This is a genomic window from Streptomyces achromogenes subsp. achromogenes (assembly GCF_000720835.1).
GTDB classification, from domain to species: Bacteria; Actinomycetota; Actinomycetes; order Streptomycetales; family Streptomycetaceae; genus Streptomyces; species Streptomyces achromogenes.
Genome location: NZ_JODT01000044.1, coordinates 1 through 19,118, shown reverse-complemented (window position 1 = coordinate 19,118; position 19,118 = coordinate 1). Strand labels below are relative to the sequence as shown.

Sequence of the window (19,118 nt, the reverse complement as noted above, 5' to 3'; positions counted from 1 at the left end):
GCCCTTTCGCGTCGTGGAACCCTCGTGGAACCGTTGTGAGAGCCGACTACCCCTCCGCCGCCACGATCTCCCGGCAGCGCTGCACGTCCACGGCCATCTGCTCCAGCAGGGCGTCCAGGGACTCGAACTTCGCCTGGCCGCGCACATAGGCGAGGAAGTCGACGGCGACGTGCAGCCCGTACAGATCGAGGCCGACGCGGTCGATGGCGTACGCCTCCACCGTGCGCTCGGTGCCGTCGAACTGCGGGTTGGTGCCCACCGAGATGGCGGCCGGCATGACCTCGCCCTGGGCGTGCAGGAAGCCCGCGTACACGCCGTCGGCGGGGATGGCGGTGTGCGGGAGCGTCTCGACGTTGGCCGTCGGGAAGCCCAGTTCCCGGCCGCGCTGGGCGCCGCGGACGACGACGCCCTCGACGCGGTGCGGGCGGCCCAGGATCTCGCGGGCGCCCGCCACATCGCCCTCGGCGACCAGACGGCGGGTCAGCGTGGAGGAGAACGGCTCGCCGCCGCCGGCCTCGCCGGTGACGTAGAGGTCGACGACGTCCACCTCGAAGTCGTAGGTCTTGCCCTGCTCGGTGAGGAACTCGACGTTGCCGGCGGCCTTGTGGCCGAAGCGGAAGTTGGGGCCCTCCACGACCGCCTTGGCGTGCAACTTGTCCACCAGCACCTTCACCACGAAGTCGGCGGGCGACAGCTTGGAGAACTCGGTGGTGAACGGCAGGACGAGGACCGCGTCGACGCCCAGCTCGGCCATCAGCTCGGCGCGGCGGTGGTGCGGGGCGAGCAGCGGGGGGTGGCTGCCGGGGCGGACCACCTCGCTGGGGTGCGGGTCGAAGGTGACGACGACGGCCGGCACGCCCAGTTCGCGGGCGCGGTCGACGGCGTGCTTGATGATCAGCTGGTGGCCGCGGTGGACGCCGTCGTAGGAACCGATGGTGACGACGCTGCGCCCCCAGTCCTGGGGGATGTCCTCCAAGCCACGCCAGCGCTGCACTGTGACCGCTCCTCGAACCCTTGTCCGTGTCTGTCTTGACCTCGTTGTGCAGGTCTAAGGGTGCCATGCCGGGTGCTCCGCGCCAGCATCGGCATGGGGGCTGTGACGGGGCGCACGTCCTCGGCGGCGCCCGGGCGGTGCGCGTATGCCCCGTATCCGCCCAGGCCGGTCCGCGCACGGGCCGCGCACGGGCCGCGTACCCGTAACGCGCGTCCGCGTACGCGCCCTACGCACGCCCACTCCCCGCTCACGCGGATACGCGTACGCCCGCCAGGTTCTCGATCATGCGGCGGGTGCCGGGGCCGAGCATCGCGGCCCAGTCGTCCGGGGCGCCGGTCAGCCAGCGGGCCAGGCGGGCGGCGAAGCCGGGCACGTGCCGGACGAGGTCGGCCAGGCCCCGGTCGCAGCGGGCGGCGCCCTCGGGTGTACGGAGCAGGAGCAGGCCGGTGCGGTGGACCAGGTCCCGGATCTCCGCCTCCCCCGGCGCCGTCCCGGCGTCGTCCCGGGCCACCGCCGCGCGCAGGACGGCGTCCAGGACGGCCGGGTCCCGCTCCCGGTCGAGCAGGAACTCCAGCAGTTCGCGGCGGAGCGGACGGGAGGCGGGCGTGCCGGCGCCGGCCAGGACGGTGGCGAGGGAGGCCCGCAGGGGTTCCGGACCGCCGTCGAGCAGGGCGGTGACCAGCGGCACCAGGACGGGGCGGGCGGCGGCGCCGAGGCCGAGCCGGCGGTCGACGCGGCGGGCGAGGCGTCCGGCGGTCTCCGGGCGCCGCCGCACCGCCTCCTGGAGCAGCGCGGCGACCGGACGGGCGAGGGCCGGGGCGGTGATCTCGGTGAGGGTGCGCAGATCGGCGTCCTCGGGAGCGCGCAGCCGGGCGCGGAAGGCGTCCAGGACCGGTTCGGGGTGGGTGGTCAGGGCCGGGACGAGGGCGCCGGGCGGGATGCGCGGGTCGCCGTCGGCGAAGTGGCGCAGGGCGGCGGACAGATGGCGGTCGCGGGTGTCCGGGTCGTGGACCAGGACGGCGAGGGCGGCGCCGTGCAGGGTCCGGTCGGCGGGGCTGGTGAGCAGGGCGAGGGCGGCGCGGCGGAGCAGTGCGCGGTCCTCCGCCGTACGGACGTGGGGGGCGGCGCGCAGTCCGTAGGTGACGGCCGCGGCCCGGCGGTCGGGGCGTTCGTCGTGAGCCCAGCGGTCGGCGGCCCGGCAGACGGCCGACGGCTCGTCCTCGGCGAGGGCCGCGAGCAGTTCCGCCGCGCGGGGGTGGAGGCAGGCCACCAGTACCTCGGTGAGGTCGTCCGGGGCGCGGTGCCGGTGGGTGTGCAGCAGGGCCTGCGCGGCCGTGGCCACGGTGGCGTGCGGGGCCGCGGCCAGCGGGCGCTCGTCGGTGAACCAGCCGGTCAGGAGGGGCTGTACGGTCTCCGGCGCGGCGGCGAGCAGTCCGGCGACGGCGTCCAGACAGCGGAGGGCCGACGCGGACGGCGCCGGGTCGGCCGGCACCAGGCGGCGCAGCAGGTCCAGGCGCTCGGCGGCGGGGAGGGGCAGCGCGGTCCAGAAGGCGGGGCCGAACTCGGCGGGTACCGGCCGCCGGTCCTGCCGCCAGGCGGCGATCCGGTCGGCGAGCAGCCGCAGCACCTCGGTGTACGGCGTCGCGTCCGGGACCTGGAGCAGGGTGCGGGCGAGCAGCCGGGCGGGCCACCAGGAGCCGGTGTCGCGGTCCAGGGCGTCCGCCAACTCCCGTAACCGCTCGGCCAGTCGGTGGCTGCCGTGCTGGCGGGCGAGGTACAGCAGGGCCTGGACGACGGGGCCGACGCGGTGGTGCGGCACCGGAACCGGGACCGGGCGGGCGCCCTCGGGCCGCTCGCCGGGCGGGTGCACCAGGGCGCGCAGGGCCTCGTCGAGGTCCAGGTGCATGCCGTGCAGCCAGTCGGCCAGGTCCTCGTGGGCGAAGCGGTAGCCGCCGCCGGCCGGCACGAGGAGGCCCTCGGCGAGGACGGCGGAGGCCCAGCCGGCGCCCGCGCCGAGGCGGGCCGGGGCGGGCCCCCACGGGAACACGGCTTCGAAGGACTCCCGGTCCAGTTCGCCCTGGACCGGGCCGAGGCTGCGCCGGGCCGCCTCGTGCACCTGCCCGGCCACCCGCGCGGCGAGCCGCCGAACGGCCGTACCGCGCGGCCCGCAGGCGGCGGTGAGCCGGACCGCCACGCGCAGGCACACCAGGTCGAGGTAGGCGGCGTAGACGTCGTGGCGGTCCACGGGCCCGGCGAGCGGGGCGGCCGGGGCTGCGGCCCGTACCTCGGACAGCAGCCGGAGGGTGAGCGGATGCCGGGCGTCCCGCTCGGCGAGGACGCCGTCCGGAATGCCGTACCGGGCGCGGGCCCGGCGTGCCTCGTCGGCGGCGAAGTCGCCGATGGGGAGGCAGGGGGGCGAGGGGGTGGCGGAAGCGCGGCCTGCTTCAAGCGTTGGCGCGTGGAGCAGGCCGTCGGGGAACGCCCGCCCCGCGCGTTCCCAGTGTTCCTCCCGGCAGGCCACCAGCAGGCGGGCTCCGGTGTCGTGGAGCCAGCTCGCCGTGCCGCGGGTCCACTCGGGCAGGCGGTGGGCGAGGGCCGGGGGCATCTCCTCGGGGCCGTCGAGAAGGATCAGCAGCGGGCGGCCGGCCCGGGCGGCGAGGCGGGCCAGGTGCTCCGGGGTGACATCGCCCAGGTCCTCTGGACGGACGGCGCGGGACGCGGCGACGATCCGGGCGGCCCGGGCCAGGGCGCGGCGCGCGGCGTCGGCCACCGAGCCGTCGCTGTCCGCCAGGTCGGCGCCGCGCAGCCAGAGGGTGGGCGCGGGCCCCTCGCCCCGGGCGCGGCGGGCGGCGAGGGCCGCGAGCTGGGTCGTACGGCCGCTGCCCGGGGCACCGACCAGGCCGAGCACGGGCCGGTCGCCGCCGGTGAAGGCGGCCAGCTCCCGCGCGATGCCGGGGCGCTCGACCGGGTCGGCGGCGCCCGGGGGGCCGTCCTGGCCCACGGAGGTCGTGGTCAGCTGGAGGATGCCGGCGAGGTTGAGGTCGGCGCCGTAGGCGGGCACGGTGGCCGCGTTGCGGGCGAGGAGTCCGGCGAGGGCGTCGTCGGCGGGCCGCAGCGGGACGGCGAAGCCCGCGTCGCGCCCGGCGCTGCGCAGGGCGGTGCCGAGGACGCCGACGACCGCGCCGGTGCGGGCGTCGCACACCGGTCCCCCGGCCGCGCCGCCACCGGGCCTGAGCGCGTCCCGGCCGGCCGTGCCGATGGCCAGCTCCAGCACGTCCGCCAGGAGGTACGGGCCGTCCCCGGCGGTGTAGGTGGCGCGGGCGGCGGCCAGGACCCGCGCCTGCCGCCAGCAGCCGGCGGCGACCTGTACGTAGGTGCCCGCGTCGATGCGCTCCCGTACGGTCAGCGGCAGCGGGTCCGCGGCGAGGCCCTCGGTGCGGATGAGGGCGAGGCCCAGGCGGGGCAGCGGGGTGACCGCGTCGGCGGTGACCGTGCGGGTGCGCTCCCCGGGGGCGTGCAGCAGCAGCCGGGGGCGGCCGTCGACGGTCTCGTGGCTGGTGAGCAGGGTGCCCTCGTGGTCGGCGAGGAAGCCGAGGCCGAGGGGGCGGCCGGCCAGGTCCCGGATGCGTACGAGGGCGGCGTCGGTGCCGGTGGGGCGGACGGTGTCGGGAAAGCCGCCCGTCGGGACCGGTGCGCCGGGTTCCGGCTGCCCGTGTCCCTCCCGTTCCCGGCGCCCGCCTTCGGTGCGCGGGCCCCGTTCCGCCATGGCCGTACCTCCCCGCCCTTCCCTGTGCCTGACCCGACGGTAGGCACGCGGGGCGCGGCGGGACCGTTCTCGAGTGAACGCGCCCCCTTGCGCTCCCCCGGTTCGCTCCGAGCGCCCGGCCGCTCGGGTGAATAGGCGGGGGCTGCTGGAGAACCTTAGGGAGGGGGAAGAGGGGGGACCGTGGAGCGGCGGCAGGGCCCGGCTCATGGCCGGCCGCCGCTCCACGGCAAACGCCTTACGGCAAACGCCTTACGGCAAACGCCTTACGGCAAACGCTCTACGGCGGCCCCTCACGGCACAGCCGACACACGACACAGCAGGGCCGATGGGGCACGGCCGCTACGGCGTCCCCGCCGGTTCAGCCGAAGACGGCCAGGCTCTTGGCCTTGCCCCGGTGTTCTTCGACGAGCGCGAGAAAACGGCCCTCGGGGTCGAACACGGCCACCGGTCCGGCGCCCGCGTACTCCTCGGGGATCTCCAGCCGGACGCCGTTCAGCAGCAGCCGGGCCCGCTTGGCGTCGACCTCCCAGCGGGGGAACGCGGCGCCGGCGGCCTCGGCGATCGGCATCACGCCGAGCTCCTGCTGGAGCTGGTCCAGCGTCTTGGCCGCGTCCAGCTTGTAGGGGCCGACCCGGGTGCGGCGCAGCGCGGTGAGGTGCCCGCCGACGCCGAGACCGGCGCCCAGGTCGCGGGCGAGGGCGCGGATGTAGGTGCCGGAGGAGCAGACCACCGAGACCACCAGGTCGAGCACCGGTGTGCCGTCCTCGGCGACCGCGTCCCGGACGTCGTAGACCGCGAAGGAGGAGACGGTCACCGGGCGGGCGGGGATCTCGAACTCCTCGCCCTCGCGGGCCCGCTTGTACGACCGTACGCCGTCGATCTTGATGGCGCTGACCTTGGACGGGACCTGCATGATGTCGCCGGTCAGCTTGGCGATGCCGGCGTCGATGGCGTCCCGGGTCACCTTGGAGGCGTCGGTGGACGAGGTGATCTCGCCCTCGGCGTCGTCGGTGACGGTGGTCTGGCCCAGGCGGATGGTGCCCAGGTACTCCTTCTCGGTGAGCGCGAGGTGCCCGAGGAGCTTGGTGGCGCGCTCGACCCCGAGGACCAGGACGCCGGTCGCCATCGGGTCGAGGGTGCCGGCGTGGCCGACGCGGCGGGTCCTGGCGATCCCGCGCATCTTGGCGACCACGTCGTGCGAAGTGAAGCCCGACGGCTTGTCGACGATGACAAGGCCGTCGGGCGTGGTGTGCTTCTGGGTCATTCGGTGGCGTCGCCGTCCGTGTCGCTGTCGTCGTCCGCCGGCTTGCGGTAGGGGTCGGCACCGGCGGCGTACGTGGCGCCGGTGGCCGCCTCACGCACCTTCTCGTCGGACTGCCGGGCCTTGTCGAGGAGGTCCTCGATGGTCCGGGCGGTGTCCGGCAGGGCGTCCGCGACGAAGGTCAGGGTGGGGGTGAACTTCACCCCGGCCGCTCGGCCCACCTCGGAGCGCAGGATGCCCTTGGCGCTCTCCAGGCCCGCCGCCGCGGCCTTCCGCTCCTCGTCGTCGCCGTAGACCGTGTAGAAGACGGTCGCCTCCCGCAGGTCACCCGTGACCCGGGTGTCCGTGATGGTGACGTGCGAGCCGAGCCGCGGGTCCTTGATCCCGCGCTGCAGCTTCTGGGCCACCACCTCCCGGATGAGGTCCGCCAGCCTTTTCGCCCGCGCGTTGTCGGCCACTGGTCCGTCTCCCGTTCTTTCTTCTTGCTTGCGTTCTGTGGTCTGGTCGTCGTCAGTCGTCTTCGCCGTGGAAGCGGCGTCGGACCGACAGCAGCTCCACCTCGGGGCGGGCGGCGACCAGCCGTTCGCACCGGTCCAGTACGTCGGTGAGGTGCGCCGCGTCGCCGGAGACCATGGCGAGGCCGATGACCGCCCGCCGGTGGAGGTTCATGTGGTCCACCTCGGCCGCGCTCACGGCGTACTTCCGCTGGAGCTCGGCGACGATCGGGCGGACGACGGAGCGCTTCTCCTTCAGCGAGTGGACGTCGCCGAGGAGGAGGTCGAAGGACAGAGTCCCCACGTACATGTGTGTGCCGGGTTTACCCGCCGGTACGGGATCGATGGCCTGGAGCCACGTTACCCCGTGCCCGCCGACGGCTCGACCGGGTTTTCCGGCGCCCGGAGCCGGGGTGCCGCCCCTCCCGGCCGGCCGAGAGGGCGGCCCTGGGCGGGAAACGGCGCGCTGGCCGGCGGGACCGAGATCCCGCCGGCCAGCTTCGGATGCCGTCGGCCGTTACGCCCGCGGCTTCTCGCGCATCTCGTACGTCGCGATGACGTCGTCGACCTTGATGTCGTTGAAGTTTCCGAGGTTGATACCACCCTCGTAGCCTTCGCGGATCTCGGTGACGTCGTCCTTGAAGCGACGCAGGCCCTCGATGGTGAGGTTCTCCGCGACCACCTTGCCGTCGCGGATGAGGCGCGCCTTGGTGTTGCGGCGGACCTCGCCGGACCGGATGAGGACACCGGCGATGTTGCCCAGCTTGGACGACTTGAAGACCTCGCGGATCTCCGCCGTGCCCAGCTCGACCTCTTCGTACTCCGGCTTGAGCATGCCCTTGAGGGCCGCCTCGATCTCCTCGATCGCCTGGTAGATGACCGAGTAGTACCGGACGTCCACGCCCTCGCGCTCCGCCATCTGCGCGGCACGGCCGGCCGCACGGACGTTGAAGCCGATGACGATGGCGTCCGAGCCCATCGCCAGGTCGATGTCGGACTCCGTGACCGCACCGACGCCGCGGTGCAGGACGCGGATGTCGACCTCTTCGCCGACGTCCAGCTGGAGCAGGGAGGACTCCAGGGCCTCGACGGAACCAGAGGCGTCACCCTTGATGATCAGGTTCAGCTGCTGGATCTCGCCGGCCTTGAGCACCTTGTCCAGGTCCTCCAGCGACACGCGGCGCGTGCGCTTGGCGAACGCCGCGTTGCGCTCGCGGGCGGCGCGCTTCTCGGCGATCTGACGGGCCGTACGGTCCTCGTCGACCACCAGGAAGTTGTCGCCCGCACCCGGGACGTTGGTCAGGCCCAGGACCTGGACCGGCGTCGACGGGCCGGCCTCGGCGACGTTGTTGCCGTTGTCGTCGAGCATGGCGCGGACTCGGCCGTAGGCGTCGCCGACCACCATGGTGTCGCCGACCCGCAGGGTGCCTCGCTGGACGAGGACCGTCGCCACGGCACCGCGGCCGCGGTCGAGACGGGACTCGATCGAGATGCCCTGCGCGTCCTGGTTCGGGTTGGCCCGCAGGTCGAGCGAGGCGTCGGCCGTGAGGATCACGGCCTCCAGCAGCGAGTCGATGTGCAGACCCTGCTTGGCGGAGATGTCGACGAACATGGTGTCGCCGCCGTACTCCTCGGCCACGAGGCCGTACTCGGTCAGCTGACCGCGCACCTTGGTCGGGTCGGCACCCTCGACGTCGATCTTGTTGACCGCGACCACGATCGGCACGTCGGCCGCCTTGGCGTGGTTGAGCGCCTCGACCGTCTGCGGCATGACGCCGTCGTTGGCCGCGACGACCAGGATCGCGATGTCGGTCGACTTCGCACCGCGGGCACGCATGGCGGTGAACGCCTCGTGACCCGGGGTGTCGATGAAGGTGATCTTGCGGTCTTCGCCGTTGACCTCGGTCGCGACCTGGTAGGCACCGATGTGCTGGGTGATGCCGCCGGCCTCGCCCGCGATGACGTTCGTCTTGCGGATCGCGTCGAGCAGTCGGGTCTTACCGTGGTCGACGTGACCCATGACGGTCACCACCGGCGGACGGACGACCAGGTCCTCCTCGGAGCCCTCGTCCTCGCCGAACTCGATGTCGAAGGACTCGAGCAGCTCGCGGTCCTCCTCCTCCGGGCTGACGATCTGAACCGAGTAGTTCATCTCGTCGGCGAGGAGCTGAAGGGTCTCGTCGGAGACGGACTGGGTCGCGGTGACCATCTCGCCGAGGTTCATCATGACCGCGACGAGGGACGCCGGGTTGGCGTTGATCTTCTCCGCGAAGTCGGTGAGCGACGCGCCGCGGGAGAGACGGATGGTCTCGCCGTTGCCGCGCGGCAGCATCACGCCGCCGACGCTCGGGGCCTGCATGGCCTCGTACTCCTGGCGCCGCTGCCGCTTCGACTTGCGGCCACGACGCGCCGGACCGCCGGGACGGCCGAAGGCGCCCTGCGTGCCACCACGGCCACCGGGACCGCCGGGACGGCCGCCGAAGCCGGGACGGCCACCGCCGCCACCGCCGGGACCACCCGGACGGCCGGCGAAGCCGCCGCCACCGCCACCGGGACCAGCCGGACGGCCGGCGAAGCCACCGCCGCCACCACCGGGACGGCCGGCGAAGCCGCCGCCGGGACGACCGCCGCCGCCACCGGGACGACCACCGGCACCGGGACCGCGACCGCCGCCACCGGGGCCGGGACGCGGGCCGGCAGCGGGACGCTGCGGCATCATGCCGGGGTTCGGACGCGGACCGGCCGGGCCGGGACGCGGACCGCCCTGCGGGCGGGGCATGCCGGCCGGGGACGGCCGGGAACCGCCGGGAGCCTGCGGACGCGGACCGCCGCCCTGGGCGCCGGGCGCCTGCGGACGCGGGGCGCCGCCGGGACCGCCGGGGCCGGGACGCGGGCCGCCCTGCGGGCGCGGGGCCTGCGGACGGGCCATGCCGGCGTTGCCGCCGGACGTGAAGGGGTTGTTGCCCGGACGCGGACCGGCCGGACGGGCACCCGGACGCGGGGCCTGGCCGCCGGGACGCTGACCGCCCTGGCCCGGACGGGGCGCCTGGCCCTGGCCGGGAGCGGGACGGGAGCCGCCGGGCTTCGGGGCGCCGGGACGGGCGCCGCCGGGACGCGGACCCTGCGCGGCCGGAGCCTGCGGGGTCTGCTGCGCGGCCGGGGCGGCCGGCGGAGCGGTGAACTCCGGGGCGGCCGGGGCCGGGCGCGGCGCGGGCTTGGGACCCGGCACCGGACGCGGGCCGGGAGCGGCCGGCGCGGGCGCCGAGGGGGCCGACGGGGCGGCCGGCTGCTGGGCAGCGGGCGCCGTCGGAGGCTTGGGGGCAGCCGGCCTGGGGGCCGGAGCAGCCGGACGGGCCGCCTGCGCCGGAGAGGGCGCGGCGGGCCTGGGGGTGGCCTTGCGCGGGGCGGGCTTCGCGGACTTGCCGCTGCCACCGCCCTGGAAGGCGTCGGTCAGCTTACGTACAACCGGCGCTTCGATGGTCGAAGACGCCGAACGGACGAATTCACCGAGTTCCTGGAGCTTGGCCATGACGACCTTGCTCTCGACACCGAACTCCTTGGCGAGTTCGTATACCCGGACCTTAGCCACTTCGCTCCTTTGAGGTCCGGGTTGAAGCCGGACCGTCGCTAGTTCATGGGCGTACTCATCGCGTACTCATCGAGTGCTCATCGCAATCTCGACCTGCTTTCGACTCGCGAGGTACCAAGCCGTACGGGGTTCCGTACGACACGTCTTACGGCGTTGCCTGCTCGGCAACTGTTGTCTGCTCGACGTATCGGCGCAACGCCTTTGTGTCGAGCGGTCCCGGGACGCGCAGTGCCCGCGGGAACGCCCGGCGGCGAACCGCCTGGTCGAGACAGACCAGGGCGGGGTGCACATAAACACCCCGGCCGGGCAGCGTACCGCGAGGATCGGGGACGCATGCATCCTCGATTCCCACGATCCGCAGGAGATCGTTCTTGGCCGCCCGCTCCCGGCACCCCACACAGGTGCGTTCAGGGCATGCTCGGGTGTGCGTCCGGCCAGACACAGTTAAGTCTACCTCCCCGTACCGACCTCACCCCTTTGGGGCAAGAATCGAACGGCTGTTGTCGTGATCTCAGCGTCGGGCGGCCGGGATCTGTTCCCCGGCCCCGGGTCCGCCGTGCGGCTCCGGGGCTGGTCAGGGCGCCCTCGGTGGGTTACGCGGCTACGCGTCGGCCTGTTCGGTGTCTGGCCGGATATCGATCCTCCAGCCGGTGAGGCGGGCGGCGAGGCGGGCGTTCTGGCCCTCCTTGCCGATCGCCAGCGACAACTGGTAGTCCGGCACGGTCACCCGTGCGGAGCGGGCGGCCAGGTCCACGACCTCCACCTTGCTCACCCGAGCGGGTGACAGCGCGTTCGCGACCATCTCCGCCGGGTCGTCCGACCAGTCGACGATGTCGATCTTCTCACCGTTCAGCTCGCCCATGACGTTGCGCACCCGGCCGCCCATGGGGCCGATGCAGGCGCCCTTGGCGTTCAGGCCCGAACGGGTGGACCGTACGGCGATCTTGGTGCGGTGACCGGCCTCACGGGCGATCGCGGCGATCTCCACGGAGCCGTCGGCGATCTCCGGCACCTCCAGGGCGAAGAGCTTCTTCACCAGGTTCGGGTGGGTGCGGGAGAGGGTCACGGACGGGCCGCGCACGCCCTTGGCCACGCGGACGACGTACGACCTCAGGCGCATGCCGTGCGGGTAGGTCTCGCCGGGCACCTGCTCCTGCACCGGCAGGATGGCCTCCAGCTTGCCGATGTCCACGAGCACGTTCTTCGGGTCGCGGCCCTGCTGGACCACGCCGGTGACGATGTCGCCCTCGCGGCCGGCGTACTCGCCGAGCGTCGCGTCGTCCTCGGCGTCGCGCAGCCGCTGCAGGATCACCTGCTTGGCGGTGGTGGCGGCGATACGGCCGAAACCGGACGGGGTGTCGTCGAACTCACGGGGCGCCTGGCCCTCGGCGAGGTCCTCGGGGTCCTCCTTCGCCCACACGGTCACATGCCCGGTCTCCCGGTTGAGCTCCACGCGCGCGTGTCGGCGGCTTCCCTCGGTGCGGTGGTAGGCGATGAGGAGGGCCGACTCGATCGCCTCGACCAGCAGGTCGAAGGAGATCTCCTTCTCCCGGACCAAGCCCCGCAGGGCGCTCATGTCGATGTCCACGGCTACGCCTCCTCCTCTTCCTTCATGTCCTTCTTGGTGTCCTTGCGGTTGAACTCGACCTGCACGCGCGCCTTGGCGATCTCGGGGAAGGCCAGTCTGCGGGTGGTGGCCTTGCGGCCCTTCACCCCGGGCACCTCCACGCCGACGCCCTCGTCGTCGACGTCCAGGATCCGCGCGACCAGCTCGCCGCCCTCCGTGAGCTGGAACTTCACGAGCCGGTCGGTGGCGCGCACGAAGTGCCGGTGCTCGGTGAGGAGGCGCTCCGCGCCGGGGGTTCCGACCTCCAGGTCGTACGCGCCCTCGCCCATCGCGTTCGTCTCGTCCAGCTTCGCCGAGAGCGCGCGGCTCACATCGGCGATCCGGTCCAGGTCCGCTCCGGTGTCGGAGTCCACCACGACGCGCAGCACCCGCTTGCGTCCTACGGAGTCCACGGCGATCTCTTCGAGATCCAGCCCATGGGAGGTGACGAGCGGTTCCAGCAGCTCTCGCAGCCTCTCGCTCTGGGTGGTGCTCATCCGGGTGACTCCTCGGCCGCGTGTGCTGTTGTGGGATGGGTCGCGTGTCTGGTCAAAGCGTACTGCCTCCGGCGGGGGGTGCTTCGCAGCGGAGCCCGGGGCCGCGTGCCGACCGGCCGCGTGCCCTCGGGTGGGACCGCTGAGCCGGTGACATGCGGTGGGCGGCTGCGCGGGTACCGTGATCAACGGCGGGTGCCGTCCCGCCCGTGTGTTCGTACGAGCCCCCCGAGGACGTCAGCCGTGCCGTACCCCCCGCCGTCGCGCACCCCCTCGGGGCCGCGCAGAAGAACCCTGCTGGCCTCGGCCGCCGGCGCCGCCCTGCTGGCGGGCTGCTCGGCCGGGGCGGACTCCGGCGACGACGGCCCGTCGGCCGCCGCGCGGGCACGCGCGCGTGCGGCGCGGGACAGCCGGGGGCTGCTGGCGCGCTACGACGCCGTGCTCGCCGCGCATCCCGCCCTGACGGACCGGCTGCGCCCGCTGCGGGCCGAGGTCGCGGCGCACGCGGCGGCGTTCGAGGAGGGCACGAAGCCCTCGCCGGCGGCGTCGAAGCCCCCGGCCTCGGCCGCGCCCGCCGCCGTACCCGCCGCCGAGAAGGACGCCGTGACCCAGCTGGCCACCGCCGAGCGCGCCCTGGCCGACCGGCGGGCCAAGGAGCTGCTTCAGGTGCCGGGCGAACTGGCGCGGCTGCTGGCGTCGGTGGCGGCGGCCGGGGCCGCGCACGCGTACCTGCTGACGGAGGTGGCGAAGTGAGCGAGGAGGCACGGCAGGCCGAGGTGACCGCGCTCCAGGCGGCACTGGCGGCGGAGCACGCGGCGGTGTACGGCTACGGGGTCGTCGGCGGGCGGATCGGCGAGCGGCGCCGGACGGAGGCGCGGACGGCGTACGACGCCCACCGGGCGCGCCGGGACGCGCTGGTGCGCGCGGTGCGCGATCTGGGCGCCGCCCCGGTCGCCGCGAGCGCCGCGTACGAGCTTCCGTTCCCGGTCGGGGACGGCGCGGCGGCGGTGCGGCTGGCCGCGCGGCTGGAGGAACGGCTGGCCGCGGTCTACTCGGACCTGGTGCGGGCGGCGACCGGGACGCGGCGGGCCGACGCGGCCGGGGCGCTGCGGGAGGCCGCGGTGCGGGCGGTGCGCTGGAGCGGGGAGAGCGTAGCCTTCCCTGGGCTCGCCGAACGGTCCGGCGCCCGGACCGACGAGCGGACCGGTGCGGCCGGCACGACTCCGTCGGCCACCGCGTCCATCACGTCCGGCACGTCCGCCACGGCTCCGGCGAGGCACTGAGGCACCGCGGCACCGGCACGGCTTCCGTACGCCCGTCGCAGGACGGACCGGGAGCCGGCAAGGACCCACAGGAAGGGAACGACTCGCGCATGGCTTGGGAAGCGCCGCCGCGTCTGGTGCGGGCGCTCGGTGAGACGGCACCGGCCGGGGACGACTGGCTGGCGCGGCTGCCCGCGGCGGCCGAGGAGGCCGTCGCCCGGCGCGGGTTGACCGTGGAGCGGGTGCAGGTGCCGGGCGGGCGCAGCAGCCTGGTGCTGCTGGTACGGCAGCCGGACGGCAGCCCGGCCGTGCTGAAGCTGGCGCCGCCCCGGGCCCGCCCGGAGGGCGAGCGCGCCGCGCTGGCGCGGTGGGCCGGGCTGGGCGCCGTACAGCTGCTGGAGGACGACGCCCGGGACGGGGCGCTGCTGCTGGAGCGGCTGCACCCGGATGTGTCGGTGCGTTCGCTGCCGGAGGCCAAGGCGCTGCTGGAGGCGGCGGGGACGCTGCGCAGGTTGTGGGTGGAGCCGCCGGCCGGGCACGCCTACGAGACCGTCGCCGAGCGCACCGGACGGCAGGCGGCGGCCATGCGGGCGAGCGCCGGGGCCGAGCCGGAGGTGGCCCCGCTGGTGGAGGCGGCGCTGGCCGCCCGCGAGGAGCTGCTGGCCGCGCCGCCCGAGCAACGGCTGCTGCACGGCACGTTCCGGCAGAGCAAGGTGCTGTCGGGCGAGCGGATGCCGTGGCTCGCGGTGGGACCGGACCCGGTGGTCGGCGAGAGCGCCTTCGACCTGGCGCGGCTGGTCCGGGACCGGGTGGAGGACCTGATCGCCCAGCCGTCCGGCCCGGCCACCACCCGCCGCCGGATCAAGCGCCTCGCGGAGTCGCTGGAGGTCGACCAGGACCGTCTGCGCGGCTGGACCCTGTTCCGGGCGGTGGAGTCCGGCGTACGGGCCCTGCGCGTGGGCCGCCCGGCGGACGCGGAGCTGCTGCTGGAGTTCGCGGGCTGGCTGTAGCGATCAGTTGTGGCGACGCCCCCGGGGAAGCCCCGGGGGCGTCGTCGTAGGCCGGGGGGTCAGGCCGTCAGGCGGGCGATCGCTTCCTCGACCGTCAGTTCCTCGCGCTCGCCGGTCTTGCGGTCCTTCAGTTCCAGGACGCCCTCGGCGGCGCGGCGGCCGGCGACCAGGATCCGGGGGACGCCGATCAGCTCGGAGTCGGTGAACTTCACGCCCGGGGAGATCCCGGCCCGGTCGTCGACCAGGACGCGGACGCCCGCGTCGGCGAGCTTCCCGGCGACGTCCAGCGCCAGCTCGGTCTGGAGCGCCTTGCCGGCGGCGACCACGTGCACGTCGGCCGGGGCGACCTCCTTGGGCCACACCAGGCCCTTGTCGTCGGCGGTCTGCTCGGCGAGCGCGGCGACGGCGCGGGAGACGCCGATGCCGTAGGAGCCCATGGTGACGCGGACCGGCTTGCCGTTCTGGCCGAGGACGTCCAGCTTCAGGGCGTCGGCGTACTTGCGGCCCAGCTGGAAGATGTGGCCGATCTCGATGGCGCGGTCCAGCTTCAGGCCGGTGCCGCACTGCGGGCAGGGGTCGCCCTCCTGGACCACGACGACGTCCACGTACGCGTCGACCTCGAAGTCACGGCCGGCGACGACGTTCTTCGCGTGCGTGTGCTCCTTGTTGGCGCCGGTGATCCAGGCGGTGCCGGGGGCCACGCGTGGGTCGGCGATGTACGTGACCTTCTCGCCCAGGCCCTGCGGGCCGACGTAGCCGCGGACCAGCTCGGGGTGGGCGGCGAAGTCGGCCTCGGTGACCATCTCGACGGCGGCCGGGGCGAAGTGCGCCTCCACCTTGTCCAGGTCCACCTCGCGGTCGCCGGGCACGCCCACGGCGACGATCTCGCCGTCCACCTTGACCAGCAGGTTCTTCAGCGTGGCGGAGGCGGGGACGCCGAGCGAGGCGGCCAGCGTCTCGATGGTCGGGGTGTCGGGGGTGGGGATCTCCTCCAGCGCGGGCACGGCGGAGCCGTCCACCGGCTTCAGCTGGTAGGTGATCGCCTCGGTGTTGGCGGCGAAGTCGCAGTTCGGGCAGTCCGCGAAGGTGTCCTCGCCGGCCTCGGCCGGGGCCAGGAACTCCTCGGACTTGGAGCCGCCCATGGCGCCGGCGGTGGCCGCGCAGATGCGGTAGTCGAGGCCGAGGCGGGCGAAGATCCGCTGGTAGGCCTCGCGGTGCAGGGCGTAGGAGGTGCCGAGGCCCTCGTCGTCCAGGTCGAAGGAGTACGAGTCCTTCATCAGGAACTCGCGGCCGCGCAGGATGCCGGCGCGGGGGCGGGCCTCGTCGCGGAACTTGGTCTGGATCTGGTACAGGATCACCGGCAGGTCCTTGTAGGACGTGCACTGGTCCTTGACCAGGAGGGTGAAGATCTCCTCGTGGGTGGGGCCGAGGAGGTAGTCGCCGCCCTTGCGGTCCTTGAGCCGGAACAGCTCCTGGCCGTACTCGTCCCAGCGGCCGGTCGCCTCGTAGGGCTCGCGGGGCAGCAGGGCGGGCAGGGAGACCTCCTGGGCGCCGATGGCGTCCATCTCCTCGCGGACGACGCGTTCGACGTTGGCGAGGACCTTCTTGCCGAGGGGCAGCCAGCTCCAGATGCCGGCCGCCGTGCGGCGGACGTAGCCGGCGCGGACGAGGAGCTTGTGGCTGAGGACCTCGGCGTCCGCCGGGTCGTCGCGCAGCGTCTTCGCCATCAACTGGGACATGCGCTGGACCGGTGCCTTGGCCATGGTTCTCGTACTCCTGCCGGGTAAAGGTGGTGGCATGGAGGTTATCCGGGCCGCCCGCACCGGCGGAAATCGGTTAACGCCGGCGCAGCGGCAGCGGGGCGCCCATCACGGCGTAGGGGCGGGGCGCGCTCGGGAAGTGCACCTGGCGGGCGAGGTCGGTGTAGCCGAGGGAGTGGTACAGACCCCGGGCGGGGCTGTCGGTGTCGATCGCGGAGAGGATCGAGCGGGGTTCGTCGGCGGTGTCGGTGATGGTGGTGATCAGCTTGCGGCCGATGCCCAGGTTCTGGTGGTCGGGGTGGACGTGCAGTTCGGTGATGACGAAGGAGTCGTCCAGCCAGAAGTCGTTGCCGTTGGCGCGCAGATAGGGCTCCACCACGGTGGACCACCAGTGGATGCGGCTGTTGGGCATGCCGTAGACGAAGCCGACGAGCCGGCCGCCGGCGGTCGCGCCGTAGGCCCGGGCGCCCTGGTACTGCATGTGGCGCTGGACGATCTGCCGGCGTACGGCGACCTCCTCGGGGCCCAGGCCGAAGGCGAGGGCTTGGACGGCCAACGCCTCGTCCACGTGGGCGGTGAGGTCCAGGGGGCCGATCACTGGGTCCATGCGGGGAGCGTACAGGGGTGTCAGAAGAGCACACTCATGAAGGCGCCGACCTCTTCGAAGCCCACACGCCGGTACGTCCTTCTCGCCGCGGTGTTGAAGTCGTTGACGTAGAGGCTCGCGACGGGGGCGAAGTCCGCGAGGGCGTAGCGCAGCACGGCGGCCATGCCGGGGGCCGCCAGTCCCCTCCCCCGGTACTCGGGGGCCACCCATACGCCCTGGATCTGGCAGGCCTGGGGGGTGGCGGCGCCGATCTCCGCCTTGAAGACGACCTTGCCGTGCTCGTCCACGCGGGCGAAGGAGCGGCCGGCGCCGACGAGTTCGGCGACGCGGGCCTGGTAGAGCAGGCCGCCGTCGCCGGCCAGCGGGGAGACGCCGACCTCCTCGGTGAACATCGCCACGCACGCCGGCATGATCGTTTCCATCTCGTCCTTGCGGACGCGGCGGACGTAGGGGTCCGGGGCGATGTCGTCGGGCATGCGGTCGGTGACCATCAGCGGCTGGTGGGCGCGGACGTCGCGGGCCGGGCCCCAGTGGGGCTCCAGCAGCCGCCACAGTTCGGCGGTGGCGTCGGCGGGACCGACGATGGAGGAGCAGCGGCGGCCGGCCCGGCGGGCGCGGTCGGCGAAGGCGCGCACGGCGCGGGGGGTGGCGCAGACGGGGACGAGGTTGGCGCCCGCGTAGCAGAGGGACGTGAGCATGCCGTCCTCGTACCAGCCCCACATCTCGCCGCCGAGCCGCCAGGGGTCCAGTCCTGCGACCCGGACCCTGGACGTCACGAAGGCGTTGGCGACCGGCTCACGGTCGAGCACGGCGAGCGCCGCGTCCAGGTCGTCCGGTTCCAGGACCCGGGTGGTGGTCTGGGTCAGCACTACGGGGCCTCACGGTGGGGTTCTGCTGGTCCCGGCACTGTACCCCGGGCGCCCGTGAAGCGCTCCCCACCGGTCCCGGACCGACCTGCGGTAATCCTCCGGAGGCAAATACGAGTGATCCTCCACGTAATGGACAATCATGGCGGGGGACGCGTAGGTGACCCCTCTCCCGTTCGGCACGTGGATCTCTCCGCATCCAGCGATAGCCAGCCCACGTTGAGCATTTCCCGGCCGCCGGCATCGTACGAGTAGGGACTGAGGTCGGGATAGTAGGCCATTACGTCACCAAGGTTCACGCGAAGCCTCGGTCATCCGGCCTCCGGATCCAGCGAGCGAGCCATGGCCCGGAGGACGGAATTCGGGGTGGACCTGTCCGCCGGATCGTCCATACCCAGGAGAGGGAGGTCGAAGACCACCGTCTCGATCTTGGACGAGTCATTGCGCGAGTTCCAGCGCTCCATCGCCTCGAATGCCCGAGAGGTGGCGTAGTAGGCGGGACTCTCGGTTGCGAACTCCGGAACCACTTCCAGCGTTCCCGCGGCTGTGCGCCGCAAGGGCCGGGAGGGTGGCACCACAACGAGCGAAGGGAGGCCGTCGTTGCGAAGGTTGTCCAGAATCTGCGCCACGTCGTTTCGCGGAGCTCCCCCGTAGCGCTCCAGGGCGTAAACACCCGACATACAGATGGCATCCGCCCGCAGAGACCTCGGATACGATTCGACGAATTCAATCTCGTCAAACCGAGGAAACACAGACTGCCACGATCGGATGGTCTCGGAACTCTTTGACGTGATAAGGATGTGCATGGCTTCCCTGTTTACGGAATGGGCATGGAGGGCAGGATGCGAACCCTGCCTATTTTGGCCACTTCGCCGTTCGACAGGGCCATGGGGGCATCCACCTTACCGCCCGCGTCCGCGAGGTGCTCAATGATGCTTTCAGGATTGATATCACTCTCGCGGATGATCCCTCGCGTAAGAGTGTACGGGCTGCCGTCACCAAATGTATGGAATGCCTGCCGCGCATAGGCGGCAGCACCTTCCGGAGTGGTGGAGAAGTACTTCACCTCGGCACCACCGAGATTCCTGTACCGGCGCGCCGCCGGCCCCACAATGTCGTCCAGTTCGTTATCCATCACCGCACGGTAGACATAGATCTCTCCTGGTTTGAGTTTGCGCTCCGCTCCGGCTTCTCCCTCTGGGCAGACGACCGGAGCGAGGCCCAGCGGATCGACCCAGACATGCGGGTTATGGATGTACGTGACCGGGTTCGGGGCGGGTGCCAGACCCAGCGGGTCCGGGGTGAGGTAGCGGGCTGTTTCGGGGTCGTAGTGGCGGAAGTAGTTGTAGTGGAGGCCGGTTTCGGGGTCGTAGTACTGGCCTGGGAAGCGTAGGGGGGTGTAGGTGGTG

18 protein-coding genes are annotated in these 19,118 nt (G+C 73.3%); 3 read left to right on the top strand and 15 right to left on the bottom strand.

The window, feature by feature from the left end; all coding sequences use genetic code 11:
• Positions 1–46 precede the first annotated feature (46 nt).
• From IH25_RS0132635 to rimP, 9 genes are all read right to left on the bottom strand, one after another.
• Positions 47–994, bottom strand: coding sequence for a bifunctional riboflavin kinase/FAD synthetase (locus tag IH25_RS0132635; RefSeq protein ID WP_030619080.1), 948 nt, complete (start codon positions 992–994; stop codon positions 47–49).
• 247 nt (positions 995–1,241) lie between these two features.
• Positions 1,242–4,760: a trypsin-like peptidase domain-containing protein gene (locus tag IH25_RS0132630; protein ID WP_030619078.1), complete on the bottom strand. Its 3,519-nt coding sequence runs from the start codon at positions 4,758–4,760 to the stop codon at positions 1,242–1,244.
• 358 nt (positions 4,761–5,118) lie between these two features.
• On the bottom strand, positions 5,119–6,024 hold the full coding sequence (gene truB / locus IH25_RS0132625; RefSeq protein ID WP_030619076.1) for a tRNA pseudouridine(55) synthase TruB: 906 nt from the start codon (positions 6,022–6,024) through the stop codon (positions 5,119–5,121).
• Positions 6,021–6,479: a 30S ribosome-binding factor RbfA gene (gene rbfA, locus IH25_RS0132620; protein ID WP_030619071.1), complete on the bottom strand. Its 459-nt coding sequence runs from the start codon at positions 6,477–6,479 to the stop codon at positions 6,021–6,023. Before rbfA ends, truB begins: the two co-directional genes overlap by 4 nt.
• Positions 6,480–6,531: 52 nt before the next feature.
• Entirely contained in the window at positions 6,532–6,825 is a 294-nt protein-coding gene (locus IH25_RS0132615; RefSeq protein WP_030619068.1) for a DUF503 domain-containing protein, read from the bottom strand.
• Positions 6,826–7,032: 207 nt separating this feature from the next.
• Positions 7,033–10,104 (bottom strand): translation initiation factor IF-2, encoded by a 3,072-nt coding sequence (infB, locus tag IH25_RS40205; RefSeq protein ID WP_078844541.1) that lies wholly within the window; start codon positions 10,102–10,104, stop codon positions 7,033–7,035.
• Between the two features lie 145 nt (positions 10,105–10,249).
• Positions 10,250–10,546: a YlxR family protein gene (locus IH25_RS40200; RefSeq protein ID WP_078637567.1), complete on the bottom strand. Its 297-nt coding sequence runs from the start codon at positions 10,544–10,546 to the stop codon at positions 10,250–10,252.
• A 159-nt stretch (positions 10,547–10,705) separates the two neighbouring features.
• Positions 10,706–11,692 carry a transcription termination factor NusA gene (nusA, locus tag IH25_RS0132605; protein WP_030619063.1) on the bottom strand — a complete coding sequence of 329 codons (987 nt, stop codon included), beginning with the start codon at positions 11,690–11,692 and terminating at the stop codon, positions 10,706–10,708.
• 2 nt (positions 11,693–11,694) lie between these two features.
• A complete protein-coding gene (gene rimP / locus IH25_RS0132600; RefSeq protein ID WP_030619061.1) occupies positions 11,695–12,207 on the bottom strand; it encodes a ribosome maturation factor RimP in 513 nt (170 codons plus the stop codon).
• Positions 12,208–12,447: 240 nt separating this feature from the next.
• Here rimP and IH25_RS0132595 point away from each other — a divergent pair, with 240 nt between their 5' ends.
• The 3 genes from IH25_RS0132595 (at position 12,448) to IH25_RS0132585 (ending at position 14,476) form a co-directional block, all read left to right on the top strand.
• On the top strand, positions 12,448–12,957 hold the full coding sequence (locus IH25_RS0132595) for a hypothetical protein (protein ID WP_030619060.1): 510 nt from the start codon (positions 12,448–12,450) through the stop codon (positions 12,955–12,957).
• Positions 12,954–13,487, top strand: a complete 534-nt coding sequence (locus tag IH25_RS0132590) for a ferritin-like domain-containing protein (protein WP_030619058.1) — start codon at positions 12,954–12,956, stop codon at positions 13,485–13,487. Before IH25_RS0132595 ends, IH25_RS0132590 begins: the two co-directional genes overlap by 4 nt.
• An 89-nt stretch (positions 13,488–13,576) precedes the next feature.
• Positions 13,577–14,476 (top strand): aminoglycoside phosphotransferase family protein, encoded by a 900-nt coding sequence (locus IH25_RS0132585; RefSeq protein WP_030619056.1) that lies wholly within the window; start codon positions 13,577–13,579, stop codon positions 14,474–14,476.
• 59 nt (positions 14,477–14,535) lie between these two features.
• Here IH25_RS0132585 and IH25_RS0132580 read toward each other — a convergent pair whose 3' ends face one another.
• The 6 genes from IH25_RS0132580 to IH25_RS42665 all read right to left on the bottom strand — a co-directional run.
• Complete coding sequence (locus IH25_RS0132580; RefSeq protein WP_030619055.1) at positions 14,536–16,239, bottom strand: proline--tRNA ligase; 1,704 nt, start codon at positions 16,237–16,239, stop codon at positions 14,536–14,538.
• Positions 16,240–16,312: 73 nt separating this feature from the next.
• Positions 16,313–16,843, bottom strand: a complete 531-nt coding sequence (locus IH25_RS0132575) for a GNAT family N-acetyltransferase (protein ID WP_030619054.1) — start codon at positions 16,841–16,843, stop codon at positions 16,313–16,315.
• 20 nt (positions 16,844–16,863) lie between these two features.
• The gene (locus IH25_RS0132570) at positions 16,864–17,712 is read right to left on the bottom strand and encodes a GNAT family N-acetyltransferase (protein WP_030619052.1); all 849 of its coding nucleotides are present in this window, start codon (positions 17,710–17,712) and stop codon (positions 16,864–16,866) included.
• 9 nt (positions 17,713–17,721) lie between these two features.
• Complete coding sequence (locus tag IH25_RS43320) at positions 17,722–17,916, bottom strand: DUF7919 family protein (protein WP_457852791.1); 195 nt, start codon at positions 17,914–17,916, stop codon at positions 17,722–17,724.
• A 104-nt stretch (positions 17,917–18,020) separates the two neighbouring features.
• A complete protein-coding gene (locus IH25_RS41430) occupies positions 18,021–18,338 on the bottom strand; it encodes a hypothetical protein (RefSeq protein WP_157847060.1) in 318 nt (105 codons plus the stop codon).
• 188 nt (positions 18,339–18,526) lie between these two features.
• On the bottom strand, positions 18,527–19,118 hold a 592-nt coding region (locus tag IH25_RS42665), incomplete at its 5' end, for an RHS repeat-associated core domain-containing protein (protein ID WP_037656087.1).

Bases quoted from the DNA above. Each gene is read 5' to 3' on its own strand.
- truB (WP_030619076.1), bottom strand. From the start codon at position 6,024: ATGACCCAGAAGCACACCACGCCCGACGGCCTTGTCATCGTCGACAAG.
- rimP (WP_030619061.1), bottom strand. From the start codon at position 12,207: ATGAGCACCACCCAGAGCGAGAGGCTGCGAGAGCTGCTGGAACCGCTC.
- IH25_RS0132630 (WP_030619078.1), bottom strand. From the start codon at position 4,760: ATGGCGGAACGGGGCCCGCGCACCGAAGGCGGGCGCCGGGAACGGGAG.
- IH25_RS0132580 (WP_030619055.1), bottom strand. From the start codon at position 16,239: ATGGCCAAGGCACCGGTCCAGCGCATGTCCCAGTTGATGGCGAAGACG.
- IH25_RS0132575 (WP_030619054.1), bottom strand. From the start codon at position 16,843: ATGGACCCAGTGATCGGCCCCCTGGACCTCACCGCCCACGTGGACGAG.
- IH25_RS0132585 (WP_030619056.1), top strand. From the start codon at position 13,577: ATGGCTTGGGAAGCGCCGCCGCGTCTGGTGCGGGCGCTCGGTGAGACG.
- IH25_RS0132615 (WP_030619068.1), bottom strand. From the start codon at position 6,825: ATGTACGTGGGGACTCTGTCCTTCGACCTCCTCCTCGGCGACGTCCAC.